Annotated in this window: 15 protein-coding genes; 3 read left to right on the top strand and 12 right to left on the bottom strand. The window is 62.8% G+C overall.

The annotated features are described in order from the left end of the window. Positions 1 to 240: 240 nt before the first annotated feature. The 12 genes from C8J43_RS20995 to C8J43_RS20940 all read right to left on the bottom strand — a co-directional run bounded on the left by C8J43_RS20995 (position 241) and on the right by C8J43_RS20940 (position 13,278). Positions 241 to 4,212 (bottom strand): hypothetical protein, encoded by a 3,972-nt coding sequence (locus C8J43_RS20995; protein WP_133032510.1) that lies wholly within the window; start codon positions 4,210 to 4,212, stop codon positions 241 to 243. Positions 4,213 to 4,464: 252 nt separating this feature from the next. Continuing rightward, positions 4,465 to 5,874 carry a hypothetical protein gene (locus C8J43_RS20990; protein ID WP_243645720.1) on the bottom strand — a complete coding sequence of 470 codons (1,410 nt, stop codon included), beginning with the start codon at positions 5,872 to 5,874 and terminating at the stop codon, positions 4,465 to 4,467. Positions 5,875 to 5,903: 29 nt separating this feature from the next. After that, a complete protein-coding gene (locus C8J43_RS20985) occupies positions 5,904 to 6,323 on the bottom strand; it encodes a hypothetical protein (RefSeq protein ID WP_347812528.1) in 420 nt (139 codons plus the stop codon). Positions 6,324 to 6,480: 157 nt separating this feature from the next. Continuing rightward, positions 6,481 to 6,780 carry a hypothetical protein gene (locus tag C8J43_RS20980; protein ID WP_133032509.1) on the bottom strand — a complete coding sequence of 100 codons (300 nt, stop codon included), beginning with the start codon at positions 6,778 to 6,780 and terminating at the stop codon, positions 6,481 to 6,483. Positions 6,781 to 6,799: 19 nt separating this feature from the next. Further along, positions 6,800 to 7,096, bottom strand: a complete 297-nt coding sequence (locus C8J43_RS20975) for a hypothetical protein (protein WP_133032508.1) — start codon at positions 7,094 to 7,096, stop codon at positions 6,800 to 6,802. 13 nt (positions 7,097 to 7,109) lie between these two features. Next, a complete protein-coding gene (locus C8J43_RS20970; RefSeq protein WP_243645719.1) occupies positions 7,110 to 7,754 on the bottom strand; it encodes a hypothetical protein in 645 nt (214 codons plus the stop codon). Positions 7,755 to 7,983: 229 nt separating this feature from the next. After that, positions 7,984 to 8,589 carry a hypothetical protein gene (locus C8J43_RS20965; protein ID WP_133032507.1) on the bottom strand — a complete coding sequence of 202 codons (606 nt, stop codon included), beginning with the start codon at positions 8,587 to 8,589 and terminating at the stop codon, positions 7,984 to 7,986. Positions 8,590 to 8,640: 51 nt separating this feature from the next. After that, complete coding sequence (locus C8J43_RS20960) at positions 8,641 to 9,174, bottom strand: thermonuclease family protein (RefSeq protein ID WP_133032506.1); 534 nt, start codon at positions 9,172 to 9,174, stop codon at positions 8,641 to 8,643. Then, the gene (locus C8J43_RS20955) at positions 9,165 to 9,356 is read right to left on the bottom strand and encodes a hypothetical protein (RefSeq protein WP_133032505.1); all 192 of its coding nucleotides are present in this window, start codon (positions 9,354 to 9,356) and stop codon (positions 9,165 to 9,167) included. Before C8J43_RS20955 ends, C8J43_RS20960 begins: the two co-directional genes overlap by 10 nt. A gap of 11 nt (positions 9,357 to 9,367) precedes the next feature. Further along, positions 9,368 to 9,991, bottom strand: coding sequence for a hypothetical protein (locus C8J43_RS20950; RefSeq protein WP_243645718.1), 624 nt, complete (start codon positions 9,989 to 9,991; stop codon positions 9,368 to 9,370). A 30-nt stretch (positions 9,992 to 10,021) separates the two neighbouring features. After that, complete coding sequence (locus C8J43_RS20945) at positions 10,022 to 10,930, bottom strand: zincin-like metallopeptidase domain-containing protein (RefSeq protein WP_133032503.1); 909 nt, start codon at positions 10,928 to 10,930, stop codon at positions 10,022 to 10,024. A 95-nt stretch (positions 10,931 to 11,025) separates the two neighbouring features. Then, positions 11,026 to 13,278, bottom strand: a complete 2,253-nt coding sequence (locus tag C8J43_RS20940) for a ParB/RepB/Spo0J family partition protein (protein WP_133032502.1) — start codon at positions 13,276 to 13,278, stop codon at positions 11,026 to 11,028. Between the two features lie 190 nt (positions 13,279 to 13,468). On the opposite strand from C8J43_RS20940, the gene C8J43_RS20935 reads away from it, so the two are divergent. The 3 genes from C8J43_RS20935 to C8J43_RS20925 form a co-directional block, all read left to right on the top strand. Beyond that, a complete protein-coding gene (locus C8J43_RS20935; RefSeq protein WP_133032501.1) occupies positions 13,469 to 13,966 on the top strand; it encodes a MucR family transcriptional regulator in 498 nt (165 codons plus the stop codon). 287 nt (positions 13,967 to 14,253) lie between these two features. Continuing rightward, a complete protein-coding gene (locus C8J43_RS20930; RefSeq protein ID WP_133032500.1) occupies positions 14,254 to 14,949 on the top strand; it encodes an aspartate/glutamate racemase family protein in 696 nt (231 codons plus the stop codon). An 85-nt stretch (positions 14,950 to 15,034) separates the two neighbouring features. Further along, positions 15,035 to 16,026: IS1182 family transposase (locus C8J43_RS20925; RefSeq protein WP_133032499.1), on the top strand; the 992-nt coding region annotated here is incomplete at its 3' end.

The following is a 16,026-nucleotide window of genomic DNA, read 5'->3' as shown; positions in this document are numbered from 1 at the left end:
TCCCCACCATTTTCGCCCGATCAATTTGATCGCGACACCCCGTCAATACTCCCCTGCCCGACCTACGCACCGGCTTCGCTTGCGACCCGATTGCCTGAGCAGCATAGACCCTGGCCGGCCAGTCACGACCAAGTTTGAAGGGCCATTAGGCGTTTATCCTAGCCAAACATACCTAAAAGCTCGGGCTGCGCGTTGCTCCAAAGTGAGTCCGCGCCACGCCCGTCCTGACCCTGCTGCCCGCTAACTCTTCGTGGGCTCGGACACGTCGACGACGATGATCTTGATGCTGGTAGCGAGCTCGGGTTTAAGCCGTGCTTCAAGCGCTGCCTTCAATGCCTTCGCGCTGGTCGGCCTTTCGTCGCCCGTGGGATGGGCGCGAGTCGGCCAAGTCGTGCCGAACCAGAAGACAAGATAAACGCCGTGCCCGTTCGAGCCCGCGGAGGTGCAATAGGGCACGAGTTGATCGTCGATAGCGCTCCAGAGCTCGTCGTTCCAATGCCGTTTGGCCTCGATCGGAACGGAAGCAGGGCCCCTACCCGCGAGGATCGGATGGAAGGAGGTCACGAGGACATCGGCCCGCCTGTCGTTACTGCTGCGCGCCTCGGTCGTTGCAAACTCTACCGCTATACCGAAGCGCCGCAATCGATCACCAAGACGGTCGACTAGCAGATCTCTACAATCATTCTCGATCTTGGGCGTCTTCTCGCCATTATACGGTCGGTTCCAAAAGCCCCGCCAAGGGGAGGTCGGCCCACACCGAATGTCGTGGGCCAACTCGTTCAGACATTCGACTACGACCGCGCGGAGATCGCCCGGCGTTGCTGGCGGGCCAGCGAGTAACGCGGCTGCAATCGTACGTGGCTGAGGCGGCCGAAACTCATCACGACGCCTTACCTCGCTCTGGCGCTCGCGTTCATGGGCGAGGCTGCTCGACCAGGCCGCGAGGCCATCCGTCGCTATCAGGCGATCGAAAGCAGCACTAGCTTCAGCAGATGGATTTTCGGAAAGCCTAGAAATTGCCCGGTCAATGATCGCTGGCGGTCCCGAGCCACTTAGCCGCGATGCTTCGGAGGGCGGGTAGAGCCGCGCTAGCCGGGTAATAATCGTTTCTAGTCGCGCGACGCCATTAGCGATACCGTTCTTGGCTAGATCGCCGATCGGCCCATTCCAAAGTTCGCCGAACAACTGGTGGTCCTCAGCAGTCGAAAATTCGCTGTCGAAAAGCGCGGCCTGTGATGTTGGGTCGAGCGCCCAGGCCGTAAATGCCCAAAACCGCCGCATGTAGTCGGACAATGGCCGCGAAAGAGCCGTCTGCGCGAGCGCAAGCAATTGTATTGGTAACAGTATGCGCGCCGCTGCTTCGAGCGTGCTACGCAGCATCTGTTCGGGCAGAACTGAACGGGTTGTAAGTAGGACAGCCAGTGCTCCACGGGCGGGTAGTTCGTCGCTAATATCGCTGAGCAGTGGGAGACGTTCGTCGTAACTGGTGATCGCGCCTTTCCAGAAAGACAGCAACAACGTCTCGGCGTCGGGCCGTGCAAAAAAGCGCGATAGTGCCGCCTCGGTGACCGCCTTACCCTGGTCGGTCGGCAGCATGAAAGCGTAGTGGGCGACGCCAAGCAACACGACGCCTGAGGCATGGAGCGCCTCACCCGTAGCCACTCGCTGATCCGCCCAACAGACTAATATTTCGGCTAAGTTGGAAACGCTTTTGTCTGCCACGCGACGCCCTGCAGCAAACGCGTTCTCGGCATCTCGTTGAGCGAGCGCGTTCCAACCCTCGACGATAGTTTCGAATGCCTTGTCACCTACCCACGCGCGAAGGCCTTCTTCGCCTCGCCCATTCGTGGCGGCACTACTGATATGACCGAGGTAGATCTTTGCGGGATAGGAAAGGCCTCGGTCACCGCCAGCACGCACCTCCTCGCGATGCTCGTCATACCAGCGCTGATCGTGTTTGCGGACGCCGATCTCCTTGGCTTCCTGCTTTTTCTGCCGTCGTGCATCGCGGGTCTGCCAGACGTCGAGCAAACATCGGTCAGACTGCTCCAAAATCTGGCGAAGATCGGCTTGGCCATCGAGCCGCTTCCAAAACTCCCAGTAGAGTTCGGCCCGGTCTTGGAAGGGACGGATTGCCCAGGTCACGAGCTCGGCTGCCGCTACTCGGGCGGGCCCCGGGAGATAATCGTCAATGCGCTCGATCAACGCCCCGGCAGCTTCGTCACTCGCGCGGCATCCGGTAAAGACATGAAACTGGTGCATCGTCTCCCAAGGGGTGCCGAGACGTTGGCGAAGCGTATCGATCAGCTCTAGTTCCCGACCGTCTTTTGCCTCGATCCACGCCATTATTGCCGAGCGAATGTCCGCCTCGACATCTTCGTACCGATTGAAGCCAGCATGATCGAGCCAGTCTACCAAGCGGTCTGCGGAGAGATTGGAGGTCGCGCCAATGGTGGCGGCAAGAGCCTTGTCGACGACGCGCGCCACCTCGTGTGGGCGCGACTGCCCGCTGTGACGCCGCAACTCCAGCGGTTTGTCGAAGACGCCCGGCAGGGGATGCTTACATAGGGCGCGTCCCAAGGGATCGGCATAACCCATCACCCCGTCGCCGGTGCGAGCATAAGCGATTAGCAGTGCCCGGACTTCGTCGGCCTTGGCGTCAGGCAGGCACTGCGCGAGCAGCCCGATTTTAAGTTGCAGCGCCGTTGAGCTCTCTTGTCCATCGAGCGCGCCGAGCATCTCACGATAGAGGGCCGGCGTCTCACCCTTGATATGTGCGTATGCCTCGCTTGCCGTCCGACGATCGTAGAAATCTTCGTCGCGGTCAGCAACAAAGATCGCATGGACGCTGTCGGCAAGCGCCGGAACCGGTCGCCCGGCGGCAAGCGCCATCAGCACGAGGGCGCGGCGATGCGGGGTCTCGGATGGGTCTTCCAAGATGGTTTGGAAGGCATCGATCAAATCTGACCCGGCTAGGCCAGCCAAACCAGTAGATCCGCGGTTGCCCCCAAGGAACCATGGATCGTCGCGCCCTATCGCACTGAGCAATACGAGCCGATGCTCGGTCGGCATCATCGCCGCGTCGCCATGGAACAGGATGGCGGCGGGTTCGCGCCGGACAAGGTCAAGGGCTCGCGAGGCGTGGATCGAGCGCGAGAGCATTATAACGAACCAGGCAAAGATGCCGGTCAGCGCCGGGGCGGGGCGATCGTCGTCACCGTGCAGGAAGGCGATGGCGCGCTCAAGCGATAGAGCAGCAACACTTGAAACTTCGGGCGCGGTCGCATGCGCGAGCGCGCGGCCAGCGAGATACTCGGCGACGAACCGGTGGGTCGGCATGTAGCTGCTACCGTCACCAGAGAAGAGCGGCGTGTCGAGCGCCGCACGCAGTGCCTGTGTATCGATGCCGGCGGGTAGGAGATCGTCGCGAGTGATAACATGCTCACCGGGCGACTTTGCGTTCAGAAGCCAGATGTCCGAGCGATTTGACAGCAGTAGAATAATCGAGGCCCGTTCGGCCGCCGTGATGATCTTGCTGGCCGGTGGTCGGTTTGGATCGTCAGGGAGCTCGTCCGACGGATGGGCCATCTGCCGGGTTGCCTCATCAAGGAGCTGACCGCGGGTCACGAGCGGGCCGTCGGCGCGCGCTATCGTTTCGTGCAGCAGCAGGAGCGTTGACGGATTCCCGAGCAGCGCGGCCGCACCGATCGCGAACATGCGCTGGATAAAATCCTGCGCTTGCGCATGGCCATAGGCTACAAGGATCGCGGACTGCTCGGCGCGATCGAGGGCCTCGAGCTGGAGCGTGTTAAACTGGCCAACGCGCCGCGCGAGCCTCTCGGCATCAAGGCGCGGCAGCGAGATCGCCCGACAGGCGATGCGCCATTGCAGATAGCCTGCCTGAGCGAGCGCCTTGAGAAGCGTGTCGAGCCGATCACCACCGGCTTCAGCGATGCGATATTCTTCGAGCGCGTCGATGAAGACGGTAGTGCCGTCCGGACGATCGCCAGCGGCGAAGTCACGCGCGGTGACAACATCGGTTCCGGCAAGTTCAGCCTCCTGTTCGAAGGCGCGCGATTTGCCCGAGCCCGGCTCGCCGAGCAGAACATAGGCTTGTGCGCTTCGATAGTCGCTAAGACGCTGGCGTGCGGTCCCACTCTCGGCGCGCACCGAGACACCACGATCGAGGACTGCCAAGGGACGGAAACGCATCAGGAGCCTTTAAACAAGCGACGCCTCCCGATACCGTTCGGCGTTCTGCATTTCCACCAAAGCTATCGCGGGCGATGACGGCATTTAGTTGGGTTGTTTGTCGGCGATGCGGAGTCGCCCGCCCCCCAGGGGGGGCAAAGTTTTCAGTGGGTCGCGGTCACTATACCCGTAGGCTCTCATGCGCAGATTTTCCTGCTGGGCTAAATGGGGTGCGTCTCCTCAAGTGAAAGTGGAAAAGCGGGGCCCGCGGCGTCAGCCGCAGGCGTCCATCAGGCGGGTGGCGCCGCCAAAGGCGCGCAGGGCTGCTGCCATTTCGCGGCGGATGTTCGTCTTGTTAGAGACAGTGATCTCGGTCGCGAGACGTTCTCCGGTGGAGGTGGCGTAGCCTTCGGCAAGCGTGCCGCCTTCGGCCTCGATCCGGATCAGGTGTCCACGCCGCGGCGCGGGGCCGACATGGCGGGCAGTGAATTCACCGAGCTTGCCGGTCAGGCCCTTGATCGCCTTGCCCCAACGGATGTGGCCGGCGCCAAGATTGTCGGTGCCGTCATAGCCTCGGTCGAGCCAGCATCGCAGGTGCGCACGCTGTTGCAGGAGCGAGTTTTGCGATCGCTCCATGTTCGCACACAGCGGCAGTGCGCTTGCGAAGGCGTCGACGATGCGAAGGTAGTCGCCCTGTACCGCGATCAGGACGTCTTCGAAATCGTGTCCACTGAGGATGGCGCGGAGGGCATCGCCGTGGCTAGGATCGGCGATCATTTCGTCGGCGCGGGAAGCCGCGATCGGCACCTTCGTCTCGACCGGGCAGCCATTCACGACGAAGCCGTCATGGCGGTCGATCGTGACTATCGTCATGGCCTCGGTGCCGGGTCGGGCGCGGATCTCATCAACGAGGCGCAGACTCGAGACGCGCATCAACCCTGGCGTCACCTCTTCGATCGTGGCGTCAGAGACAATCAGCAGACGCCTTGACCACCGCGTTGGGCGGGCATGATCGTTTGGCTTGGGCCAGCTGCTCGGCGCCGGTCGTGCCCTCGGCGGTAGCGGCGCTGCCCGGCGTTGATTATCCCGGCGAATGGCGGCGAGGTTGCTGCGTCGCGCGGCGTCGAACAGGTCGGCCTGGTCACCGCCACCATCGGCAAAACCACGGTCATAGGCCTCGCGCTTGGCGTCCTGCCGGCGCGAGCCATCGGCGCAAAAGCGATGCTCCCAACCGGCATCGGCCGCGGTCCAGCCGCTCGCGTAGGCAACGGCCAGATCCCAGTCATAGCCGTTGCGATCCCGGCCACGCAGGATCGCAATCTCGCTATCGACAATCGTCCCGTCACGGGCGCGAGATTCCATGAAGGCGAAGTTCCGGGTCTGCCGTTCGGCCTCCGTCCTGGCGGCTATCGCGTCGTTCAATGGCTTCATCGCCGCGATACGTTCGCGTCCCCTTGCCATCCGGTCCTCCAGTGGCGCCGTGGGTGGCAAGTCCGGATAGGATAGCCAGATCAGGGCAAGCTCTGTTGCCTGTTCGACCGACCGCCCACGCGTCAGCCAGCAACGCATATCGGTGGAATCAAAATAGTCCGGCTCTACGGGCTCGGCATCACGCGGTGACCGGACAAGGGGGAACGCTCCCGCCGGGACGATCCCGGTGGGCTGCGATTGCAGCATCAGCATTGGCTCAATCCTTCAGAGGATGGGCGGGATTACGCTTCGACCAGACGTTGGCGCGCGGCTTCCGCTTGTTGCGGAAAGGCCGCTGCGAGGTGGCCGTGAAGGATACCGAAGTCAGCGATCGGGAACGTCCCGTCGGCGTTCGGCCTTGTCGTCAGCAGCGCACCGATCACCAGCTCGACGTGGTCGAGGCGTTCGATCTTGGCGACCGAACCAGCGTAGATGACCGGGGGCGTAAATCCGGCCTCGAGCCATGACCCCAGACCTTCCTCTACCGCCTCGGCATACGCCTGAACGGCTTCGTCTTCCTCGTCCTCGATGTGGAGGGCAAGCGTCCGATAGACGCCAAAGTCATGCCGGTTCGTGTGCGGTCCAAGCTTGCAGCCGGCGGGCGGCATACCGTGACGCGCTATGATCGCCAGCTTGTAGGCCAAGACCTCGAACGTGTTCACGGCCTCAAATTCCGGCGTCTGGCCGAGTTGGGCGCAGTCCTCGTTGGCCGGTGCGCCACCAATATCGATAATCTAGGACATGGGGTATCTCCATCGATCCACCTGGATCGACCTAAACCCGATCCCCCTTCCCTCTAACCGCCGCGAAGCGTGGTGCTCAGGATCGATAAAGGAACCGCTGCGCCGGTCCGTCGACAGACCCGAGCGTCTTGAGGCGGTCGGTCTCAAGCGTAGCGCCGAGCGTTTCCGGCAGGTTGGCATAGCGGCCAGCAATCTCGATCGCCGCTGCTGCGGTCGGTAGCTCGTCGGGCTCAGTACCCTGCCATTCGACCATCTCTTCCTCGCCTTTCATGGTCGGGTGAGGACGCAGGACCTGCACGAAGAACGTCGCCAAGGGACGATCCCAACCGATCGCTACGGTGGTGCCGGCGTTGCCGGTGAAAGTATGACGGCTCATCAATTAATCCCCCAGTCGGTCAGGAAGCGAGCGTGATCCACGCAAGCTGCCACGGGCGCGGATGCGGCGTAAAGCGGAGTACGCCAGGGACCTGTTCAGCATCACCAGCCAGCCGCTCGACCAGCCAGTCGATATAAAGGATGGCATCGGCCATATCCCCCTCGAGCAGATCGTCGAGCATCGCCGACTGCCGTGCGTGATCCTCGGTGAGCATCGTCCAGTCGAGGGCATCTAGGAAACGCTCCCGTCGCTCCATGAAGTGCGCAAAGCGCGTGGCGTCAGCTCGGGCAACCGCGAGCGCGTCTTGGATGTGCATGGGCATCACTCCTTCAGGCGGCAATCAGGGCCGGGGCGACAGGCGCGACCGGTCGGACGGCGATCGACAGATCGCGGCGCAGGCGATCAGCAAAGCGGTCCGGCTTCAACAGATCAGCCATCGGCGCGTAGTGATTGGGCGGGCTCATGCTATCGCAGACAGCCCGGTACGCTACCTCGCGCCCCTCGTGGCGTGCGCCGATCCTGACGGTGACGGCAAACTCGCCGGCCGCCAGCAGGACATGGCCAGATTGATCGCGTTCGCCCTGAAGCGACACTACCTCGAATGTCCCCGGTGCCAGGCCAATGCAGACGGCGAGGGCGTTCATCGCCTCGGTCGCTTCGATATGAAAACGCTCCTTGGCGCCGGCGTCATATTCCACGCCGCGGATTGCGAGCGCCAGCAGCGTCGGGAACCGCTTCAGGTCTTCGAGGCGGCGCCTGCAGGCGTGGCGAAGTACGTCGCGGGGCGCACGATTGATCGACACGGTTGCCATGTGACGCGCCAGCAGGACGACAGCGGGGTCGCTGTTGGGATCGACCCCGGCATTACGGCAGTCGTCGACCGCTTTTCCGATCGCGTTCAGTGTTGCGACGACGGTGGTGAGGGCGCTCGGGTCCAGCGCTTGTTGGTGGCGGAAAGGCACATCGTAAATCATCGACGCATGCTCCGAATGAGGACCGTGCGCTCTTTCGGCGCACACTCTTCACCCCCCTCTCTTCTCCCGCGACACCCGGTTCGCGCTCGTATCGTCAGCCCCTCAGGGCTGGGCGCTTGGGCGCGGCTTGGGAAAGATGTTGCCGGATTTTGGCAACATCTTTCCGGCTTCAAGTCGGCCCCCTGCCCTCCGTTTGCTCAGAGGGGTAGGGCGACGACGTTCTCGATCGTCACGGCATCAGTTCGACCTCAAGTCCGGCGAAGGTGTTGACCGGGCGGGAGCTGTCGTACCGTGCTGCATCACACAGGCCTTTGAACTCCGGGCCTTCATACTTCGCGAAGCCCAGGTGATCGCAGCCGGTGATGCGCCGCCCGGTGACGCCGACCTTGCCCTTGGGCACCCAGTCTGCCCAATCTCCGGACGCTGAGCGTACCCCGATCTCTCCGATCGCGGCCTCGTAGAGCGCTACCTTCTTCAGGACGTAGCTATCGCTTGGGCTGATAACCTCGCCGGTGAAGGCACCGTATTGCATCGGCCGCCAGTGACGTGCCGTTTGATGGGCAAGGTCGCGTTCGATGTCGAACAGCGGGTCTTTCAGCGCGGCGAACTCGGTCTCGAAGCCGACAACCACCAGCGACCAGTTGACGTCCTCCTCGTAATAGATGCTGTCGAGGCGCAGCACGTCCGGCATCGCGGCCTGACGCTCATCCGACAGGACGAAGCCACCATGCGAGGGGGTGGTAACGAACCAGATGCCTGGCAGCCGCTGGATCGCGGTGTCGGGGGTGTCCCAGAGCGTATGCACGGGCGCGGGGGTCGAAGTAAAAGCGGGCATGATCGTCTCCTTGATCGATACCCTTCCCCTCCCCCTTCTCTCCCAAGCGATTTAGCGCTCTCGGCTGCTTTTGCCCCGGGCTTCGCACGAGAGGCGTTCGCCGCGACGCCATTTTGCCGGATCGATGAAGTAGCCGGCATGCACGCCGGCATGTTTGGCCTCGGCGTTTTCATAAGCTGCGAGATAACGCTGGGCGCGCTTGGGGTCGCTTTTCAGGTAGCTGGTCGCCGGCACGGCAAGCCCCGCGGCGATCATGCTCTCACCAAGGTCCTGGCCCCCGATCTCGACCGTTCCGATCGGACGACCGTAGCTTTGCTTACCCGTCAGGCGGATCGTGCTGCTTCCTGATTTCAGGAGCTTTGACGCATAGTCCTGCGCTGCCTTGCCGCACGGCCAGCAGCCATCCGTATTTCGACACAATTGCCGCTTCTCGAAGGCATCAGCCCCAAAAATCCGGACGTCGAACGATACGGTGTCACCGTCGATCGCGCGACCGTCAGCTCGGATCATCGACGGGTCTTCGGCTTGGGACGCGGCCCCTCCGCAGGCGGCAAGGGCAAAAGCGAGGACAAGGGTCATGCGCATGCGCGTGCGTCCTGGATCAGGGCGTCGGTCGTCTCGACGATCAGCCACGGCTGCAGCGGCTCGTCCGTAGCGACGATGTCGGTGTGGATCCCGTCAAGGCGCATCCATGCGGCGACCCTGACGGCGTTAGACCTGCTGCACAGGATACGGCGCAGCGGCGAGAGGGGAGTGTCGGCAGACATCGGGATATCCATTATGCTGGTGTCGCATACGCGGTAGGGGCCGCGAAGACGGTGCGGTGAACTTTGGTTTCGGGGACGACAGACCAGGCCAGGTCGCGGAAGTGCGAGATGCGGTAGTGGCCGTGCCCCTTGTCACTCCGGAAGGTGATCTTCTCGCCGCGTTTCACGACGATGAACTCGGTGCCGGTATGGCCGTCGCTGAACGAAACCGGGCGGGGAAGTTTGATCCGCATCCCGTTATCGATTTTGCGGGCGTGCAGCCTTAGCCGAGCGAGGCAACGGCGCCGCCAATCCAGCGCGCTCTCTTTGCTGGTCGGCGACAGGAGACGCAGAATCCGGGCAGGGCATCCGGCCTCGCAGGGGCCCATAGATTCCTCCATGTCCTTGTATGCAAAGACGTATCCGTCCCTGGCCTTGGGGTTCCAGCGGACCAGACACACCAGGGCGATGACGTAGAGCGGCTCGTCGTCTGAGATGATCTCAGCTGCTGCGTACCAGACGCCGTTTCCGACGAATGCGCTGTCGATAACGCGCATGCCGCCCATGCCGCCACCATCCAGCGCACGACTGTAGGTGAACTGGTCGTCGAGATAGGCCTTGGGGTTCGGGTGGCCGGCCATGCCGGCGTTGGTCATCGAGAGCCAACCCATGTCGTGTTCTCCGGTTCATGCGGCGAGCCGCGTTTCTGCTGCAGCCTCGGTCGAGAAGGCGCGAAGGTAGGAGAAGGCCTGTTCGGCCTTGGTGGCGGCCAGGAAGATCGCGGTCTTGTCGGCGCGCAACACCCCCAACCAGTTGGCGAGGTAGGAGGCGTGGCTGTCGTGCAGCTCGGTCGGGAGGCCAAGATCGCCGCAGATCATGGCCGAGCCAAGCTCAGCGACCAATTCTTCGACGCAATATGCGTTGTCGCCGAAGCGCTTCCCGAAGGTGCGATCGAGCCGGGAGGCATGGCCCGCCCAGTGGACGGTCTCGTGCGCCCGAACCGATGCGTATGCGTCGCCTGACTTGAAGCTGCCGGTGTGCGGCATCTGGATATAGTCGAATGTTGGGTGGAAGAAGGCGCGGTCACCACCGTGACGGACCTTGGCCGGAATACCGCCAAAGAAGGCGTCAATTCGATCCTGCCGTTCTGAGATCAGCAAAGGGGTCGGTGCGACCTCGCGCGGGTAGTAATAGTCCGGCAGGCCAACGATTTCGTCGGCGTTGAAGACGACATAGGAACGCAGAAAGCGGATCATCTGGTCAGCGGTCGCACCAAGCAGATTGGGCATTCCGGCCTTGCGGAAGGTCGAGGCGTAGACGGAGAAAGACGGTCTCGCATCGCGGTTGATCTCGCCGCCCAGTTCGCGGGCCTGACGGGCGGTCATCCAGTAGCGGCTGCGATAGCCATAGGTGTCGGCGGTCGCCCAGAGCCATAGGGCGTTTATTCCGGTGTACGGAACGCCCTCATGGCGCAGTGGCCTGCCGCCCTCGCCGGTAACCGACCAGGAACGTTGCCAAGGCAGGGTCCCGGCTTCGAGCCGTGCGATGATGGCGGCGGTGATGTCGGCCGCAATGTCGCGGGTTGTAGCGGTCATGACGCTGTCCTGGTTAGCGGTGAGGAAAAGGCACTGCCGGCGCCGCGAGGTCGCGGGCCGGCAGTGAGGCTGCTCAGAATTGAACCGTCGTGCCGCTATTCGGCCGCGACGATCTCGTTCACATCGTCATCGTTCCGGTGATCGAGTTCGATCTGGGCGCTGCCGTTCGTCTCGACCCCGTCCGTCTCGACATCGTCCGGGCCGTCACCGACCAAGGCGGCAAGATCGTCCTCGCCGGTGTCGTCGCTGTCCGCCTCGATCAGGTCCGCAAGATCGCCCTGCGCGCCGTCGTCTTCGCTCTCACCCCCGACGGCAGTGTCGCTGAAGCGCATCGCGGTCGGCACCCATTTCAGGGCAGCTTCCTTGACGTCGGTCTCGACGATCGCTTCGCCAGCGAAGAGCTTCTGGCAGGATGCCGAGATCTCGGTCTTCTTCTCGCTGGCGTGGCGGCTCGACAGCGCTGGGCCTCCGACCTCGTGAAGCAGCGAGATCAACGACCCCTTGGAAACCCGGTCGAAGAAGTTCTCCGACGTCGGACGCCACCAGCTGGCGACATCGACCTCGAGGATGCTGGCCATGCGGCCGTGAAGCGGGTTCTGGCGATTGGAGCCGTAGGACTCCTTGGCCTCCAGCGACGTCGCGACAATATAGGCCAGCCATGCGCTCTTCACCTCGTCGCCGAGCGCGCGGAATGCCTCGAACCGCATAACCTTGTTGTCGGACTCGCCCCACGATTCATCGAGCCCGTCCCGTACCTCGGCGAGGTAGTCGCGCGCGCGCGATCCCGGCATGTTGGTCGACAGGATCGGATCCTGCGGGGCATGGGCGCTGATCGTCGTGCCGTCGTTTGACGAGGTGCCGCGCCGTGCATCCACCATGGCGAACAGCATATAGTCCAGCGCGAGTCCGGGGCTGGCGATCAACGACGCCGCCAGGACATCGCGACGCTGCATCGCGAGCTGGTCGCTCAGGACCTGGCTGAGTGCCTTGCCGCCCGGCGCTGCGTTATCTGGGTCGACCTCCTTGGGACTGCCCGCCGTCACCGGCGTCGCCGCGCCTTCTTCGATGCGGAAGGTCGGCTCTGCCCGGACCCGTTCCGAGCCCTCGCCCTCGCCGTCGGCGAGCCCATCGTCCGTCTCTTCGGTCTCCCCGTCATGACCTTCGACCGGCTCCGGTTCGACCACCGTCACGCGGATCGGCGTTTCGCTGTAATAGGTCTCATCCAGGACCATCGTACCGGTCTGCGACAGCGTCAGAAACGCGCCGACCCGCGACACGAGTTCAGCGGGGAGTACCGAGGGGCGGCGCTGCAGCGCTTCGAGTTCCTCGCCAAGCGTATCATGCTCTGCGTCGCAAGCGGTGAACGCCTCTTCGGAAAGCTCGTCGTTCTCCATCTCCTGCTGCAGTTCGCCCATGCGCTGCTCGATCTCGTCTACGCGCTGTGCCTCGGCCGGCGACATCGGCTGGACCGGCAGGGCGATGCGGTGGAGGCTGCGGGCCGCATCCCAGGTGCTGTGGCTGGCGACAGGCCGGATCCACGCAAGACCACGTTCCTCGCCGATACGCTTGGCTTCCGCTTCCATCATCGCGGCCGCGAGGGTCTGTGCGATCTCGGGGTTGGTCCAGCGCTCGCCGGCGTTGCTGAACAGGTCGCGGTCGACGACGCCGCCTGCGGACTCGTAGGATTCGACGCCGACCAGGAGGGCGATCGGATCGTTGGCCCGCATCGTGTCGTTGGCGATGACGCGACGGATGGCGTCGGCGTTGTAGTGAACCATCGAGCTATAGGTCTGCCAGACGCGCAACTGACGCTCGTGACTGCCGGTCGAGGCGTAGGCCTTGGCCATGTCGAGGGTCAGCTCGCCGTTCGCGAGAGCAGAGAAGATCGGCTCGGCAAGATCGGCCAGGCGGAGCCGACCGTCGATGAAGCGGCGGGTAACGCCAAAGCGCTTGGCCACAGCGTCGATATCGGTGCTGCCGTTCAGGAAATGCTGGAAGGCGCGGCATTCCTCGGCCGGGCTGAGCTTCATGTGATGGAAGCTGACCGCGAGCGAGGTTTCGGTGAGTTCGGCATCGTCACCCTTCAGGACACGTACCGGCACGTCATACTCGTCGGGATTGATGACGCCGCGAGCGACCAGCATGTTGAGCGCACGCCAGCGCCGGCCGCCATCGAATACCTCGAACGTCCCGCGTGGCCGCGAGACCGGCGTAACGAGCAGGTTCTGGAGGACGCCGCGGGCTTCGAGGTCGGCTGCGAACGGCTCGATCTGCAGCGATTCATCAGGGGCGGTGCGGACGTTGCTGGCCGAGAGGCGGAGCTTCGAGAGTTTCACGGACTGGATCATGGGAAATCACCCTTCGTTTCTGAGCATCCGATTTCTTCGGACACCATCTCCCTCCCCCCTTCTCTCTCCTTGCCGCTTTGGATAACTCGGTGCAGCTCTATGATATTGCTGGAGTAAGTATTGTCTGAGATCGCAATCGCACTATCTAGCATCGATCCCCAACAGCCTTCGATCTACGTCCGGAAATATGATGACTGATGATACCAACTCTATCGAACTCGCAACTGAGCTGACCATTGCGTGGTTGAGCAATCCAAATACGCGGACATCGGCGGATGATGTCCCCGCCTTTCTGCAGTCGATGCATTCGGCTGTCTCCAAGCTCGGCGGTGAGCAGAGCGTAGATGCTCCGGAAGCGCCCGCGCAGGAGTACACGCCTGCTGTGACTTCGCGAAAGTCGCTTGCGAGCAAGGATCACATCATCAGCATGATCGATGGCAAGCCTTACAAGACGCTGCGCCGTCATCTCGCTACCAACGGTATGACCCCGGCGGAGTACCGCGAACGGTATAATCTCAAGGCCGATTATCCCATGGTTGCGGAAACCTACAGCGAGAGCCGTCGCGCCATGGCCAAGAAGATCGGTCTGGGTCGTAAGCCCGGCCAGACGGTTCAAAAGGCCGCTGAACCTGCCGCTGCCAAGCCACGCCGTAACACGAAGCCCGCGGTAACGGGCGACGCTGAATAACCAGGTGTGAGGATCAGCGCGTGGCAGAATACCATGCGCTGAGACCTCCAGCGGTTTCACGTCCATGGGACCAGAACACGAACGTAAGTTGCGTGTACGCTAGGGGCGAACGGTAACAATGGGTGAAGAGCGGTCAGTTCGCTTTGGGAAGGAAGGAAGGTAGGATAGCTGCCGTCGAGTGGCGTTGCTGGCTTTCTCGAAAAGGATCGAAAAAAGAGAACGTGACGGGGTTCTCGAAACTCATATGTGGTGATTAGACGGGACACGAAAGCGGGGGGTGCTAGGGCATGAAGACGATTGGCCTGATCGGAGGCATGAGCTGGGAAAGTTCTGCCGAATACTACCGCATTATCAATGAGGGCGTGCGAGAGCGGATTGGCCCGACAGCATCCGCCCGCTGCCTTCTGTGGTCGTTCAATTTCGCGGAAATCGAGGATTTGCAGCACAAGGGCGATTGGCAGGGTCTGACGGCGCGGATGGTCGATGCGGCACGACGCCTCGAAGCCGGTGGTTCGGACGTGCTGCTGATCTGCACCAACACCATGCACCGCATGGCCGCCGACGTTCAGGCGGCTGTAGGTGTTCCCCTGCTTCATATCGCCGATCCCACGGCCGAACGCATCAAGGCGGCCGGCCTCAAGAAGGTCGGACTGCTTGGCACTGCGTTCACGATGGAACACGCCTTCTACAAGGGAAGGCTCACCGATCAGCACGGCCTTAACGTCGTCGTCCCGGACGACGACGACCGCGCTACCGTTCATCGTATTATCTATGAGGAGTTGGTCGCTGGTAAGATCTTGCCGGCGTCGCGTGATGCTTACCGCGCGGTCATTGCCCGCCTCGTTGAGAGCGGAGCGGAGGCGGTGATCTTAGGATGCACCGAAATCATGCTGCTGGTTCGGCCGGAAGATAGTCGGGTACCGATCTTCGACACAACCGCCCTCCATGCAGCAGCGGCGATCGATATGGCTCTGGCAGGCTAACTGCGCGCTTCTCAAAAGGATGGCAGACCGTGCGAAAACTCGTTGGGTGATACCACAAGGTTGCTGACGGGCGTATGCTGTAATCATGGCATATATCGAGGGTCATGCGCGCGACCAGGCGCTGCTGCTGCCGGCATCGGTAGAGGATTATGTGGCAGCGGATAGTCCGGTTCGGTTCATCGACGCGTTCGTTGATGACCTCGATCTGGGCGAGGCCGGTTTTCATCGGTCGCGGCCGAAGGCGACGGGGCGGCCAGGCTATGACCCGGGCGACATGCTCAAGCTGTACCTGTACGGCTATCTCAACCGGGTGCGGTCGAGCCGACGGCTGGAAGCCGAGGCGGCACGCAACCTCGAGCTGATCTGGCTGCTGCGTGGGCTTCGGCCAGACTACAAGACCATCGCTGACTTTCGCCGCGACAACCGGAGCGCCTTCAAGGCAGTGTTCCGCGCCTTCGTCGTCCTATGCCGCAAGCTCGACCTGTTCGGGCGCGAGCTGCTGGCGGTGGACGGCACGCGGCTGAAGGCGGTGAACAACCCGGGACGCAACTTCTCCCGTGACAAGCTGGCCAGGTATATTGCCGCGGCCGACGAGCGGCTTGAGGGGTATCTTGCCGAGATGGACGCCATCGACCGCGGCGAGGATGGCCATGGACCTGGCCGCAGCGGGGCACTGGCCGCAAAGATCGCCAGGGTGCGCGAGCGGCGTCAGGCCCAGGAGGCGATGCTGCACGAGCTGAACGCCAGCGGCGAGAGCCAGATATCGCTAACCGACCCCGATGCGCGCGCGATGGTCACGGGTCGAAAGACCACGGTCGGCTACAACGCGCAGGTAGCGGTGGATGCGAAACACAAGCTGATCGTCGAGCAGCACGTTACCAACGCTGGCACCGACATGGGTCTGCTGGCACCCACTGCTGGGGCGGCGAAAGACGCGCTAGACGTCGAGCAGATCGATGTGGTCGCCGACATGGGCTATTACAAAGGCGAGGACATCGAAGCATGCGAGGCGAATGGTATCACACCCTTCGTCGCCCGGCCGAGACGGGGCAGCGCCATCGCCAATGGCCGTTTCTC

It is taken from the genome of Sphingomonas sp. PP-CE-1G-424 (assembly GCF_004341085.1).
In the GTDB taxonomy this organism is placed as follows: Bacteria; Pseudomonadota; Alphaproteobacteria; order Sphingomonadales; family Sphingomonadaceae; genus Sphingomonas.
The sequence above is the reverse complement of the archived record's forward strand: the minus strand, read 5'-3'. Positions and strand labels throughout refer to the sequence as shown.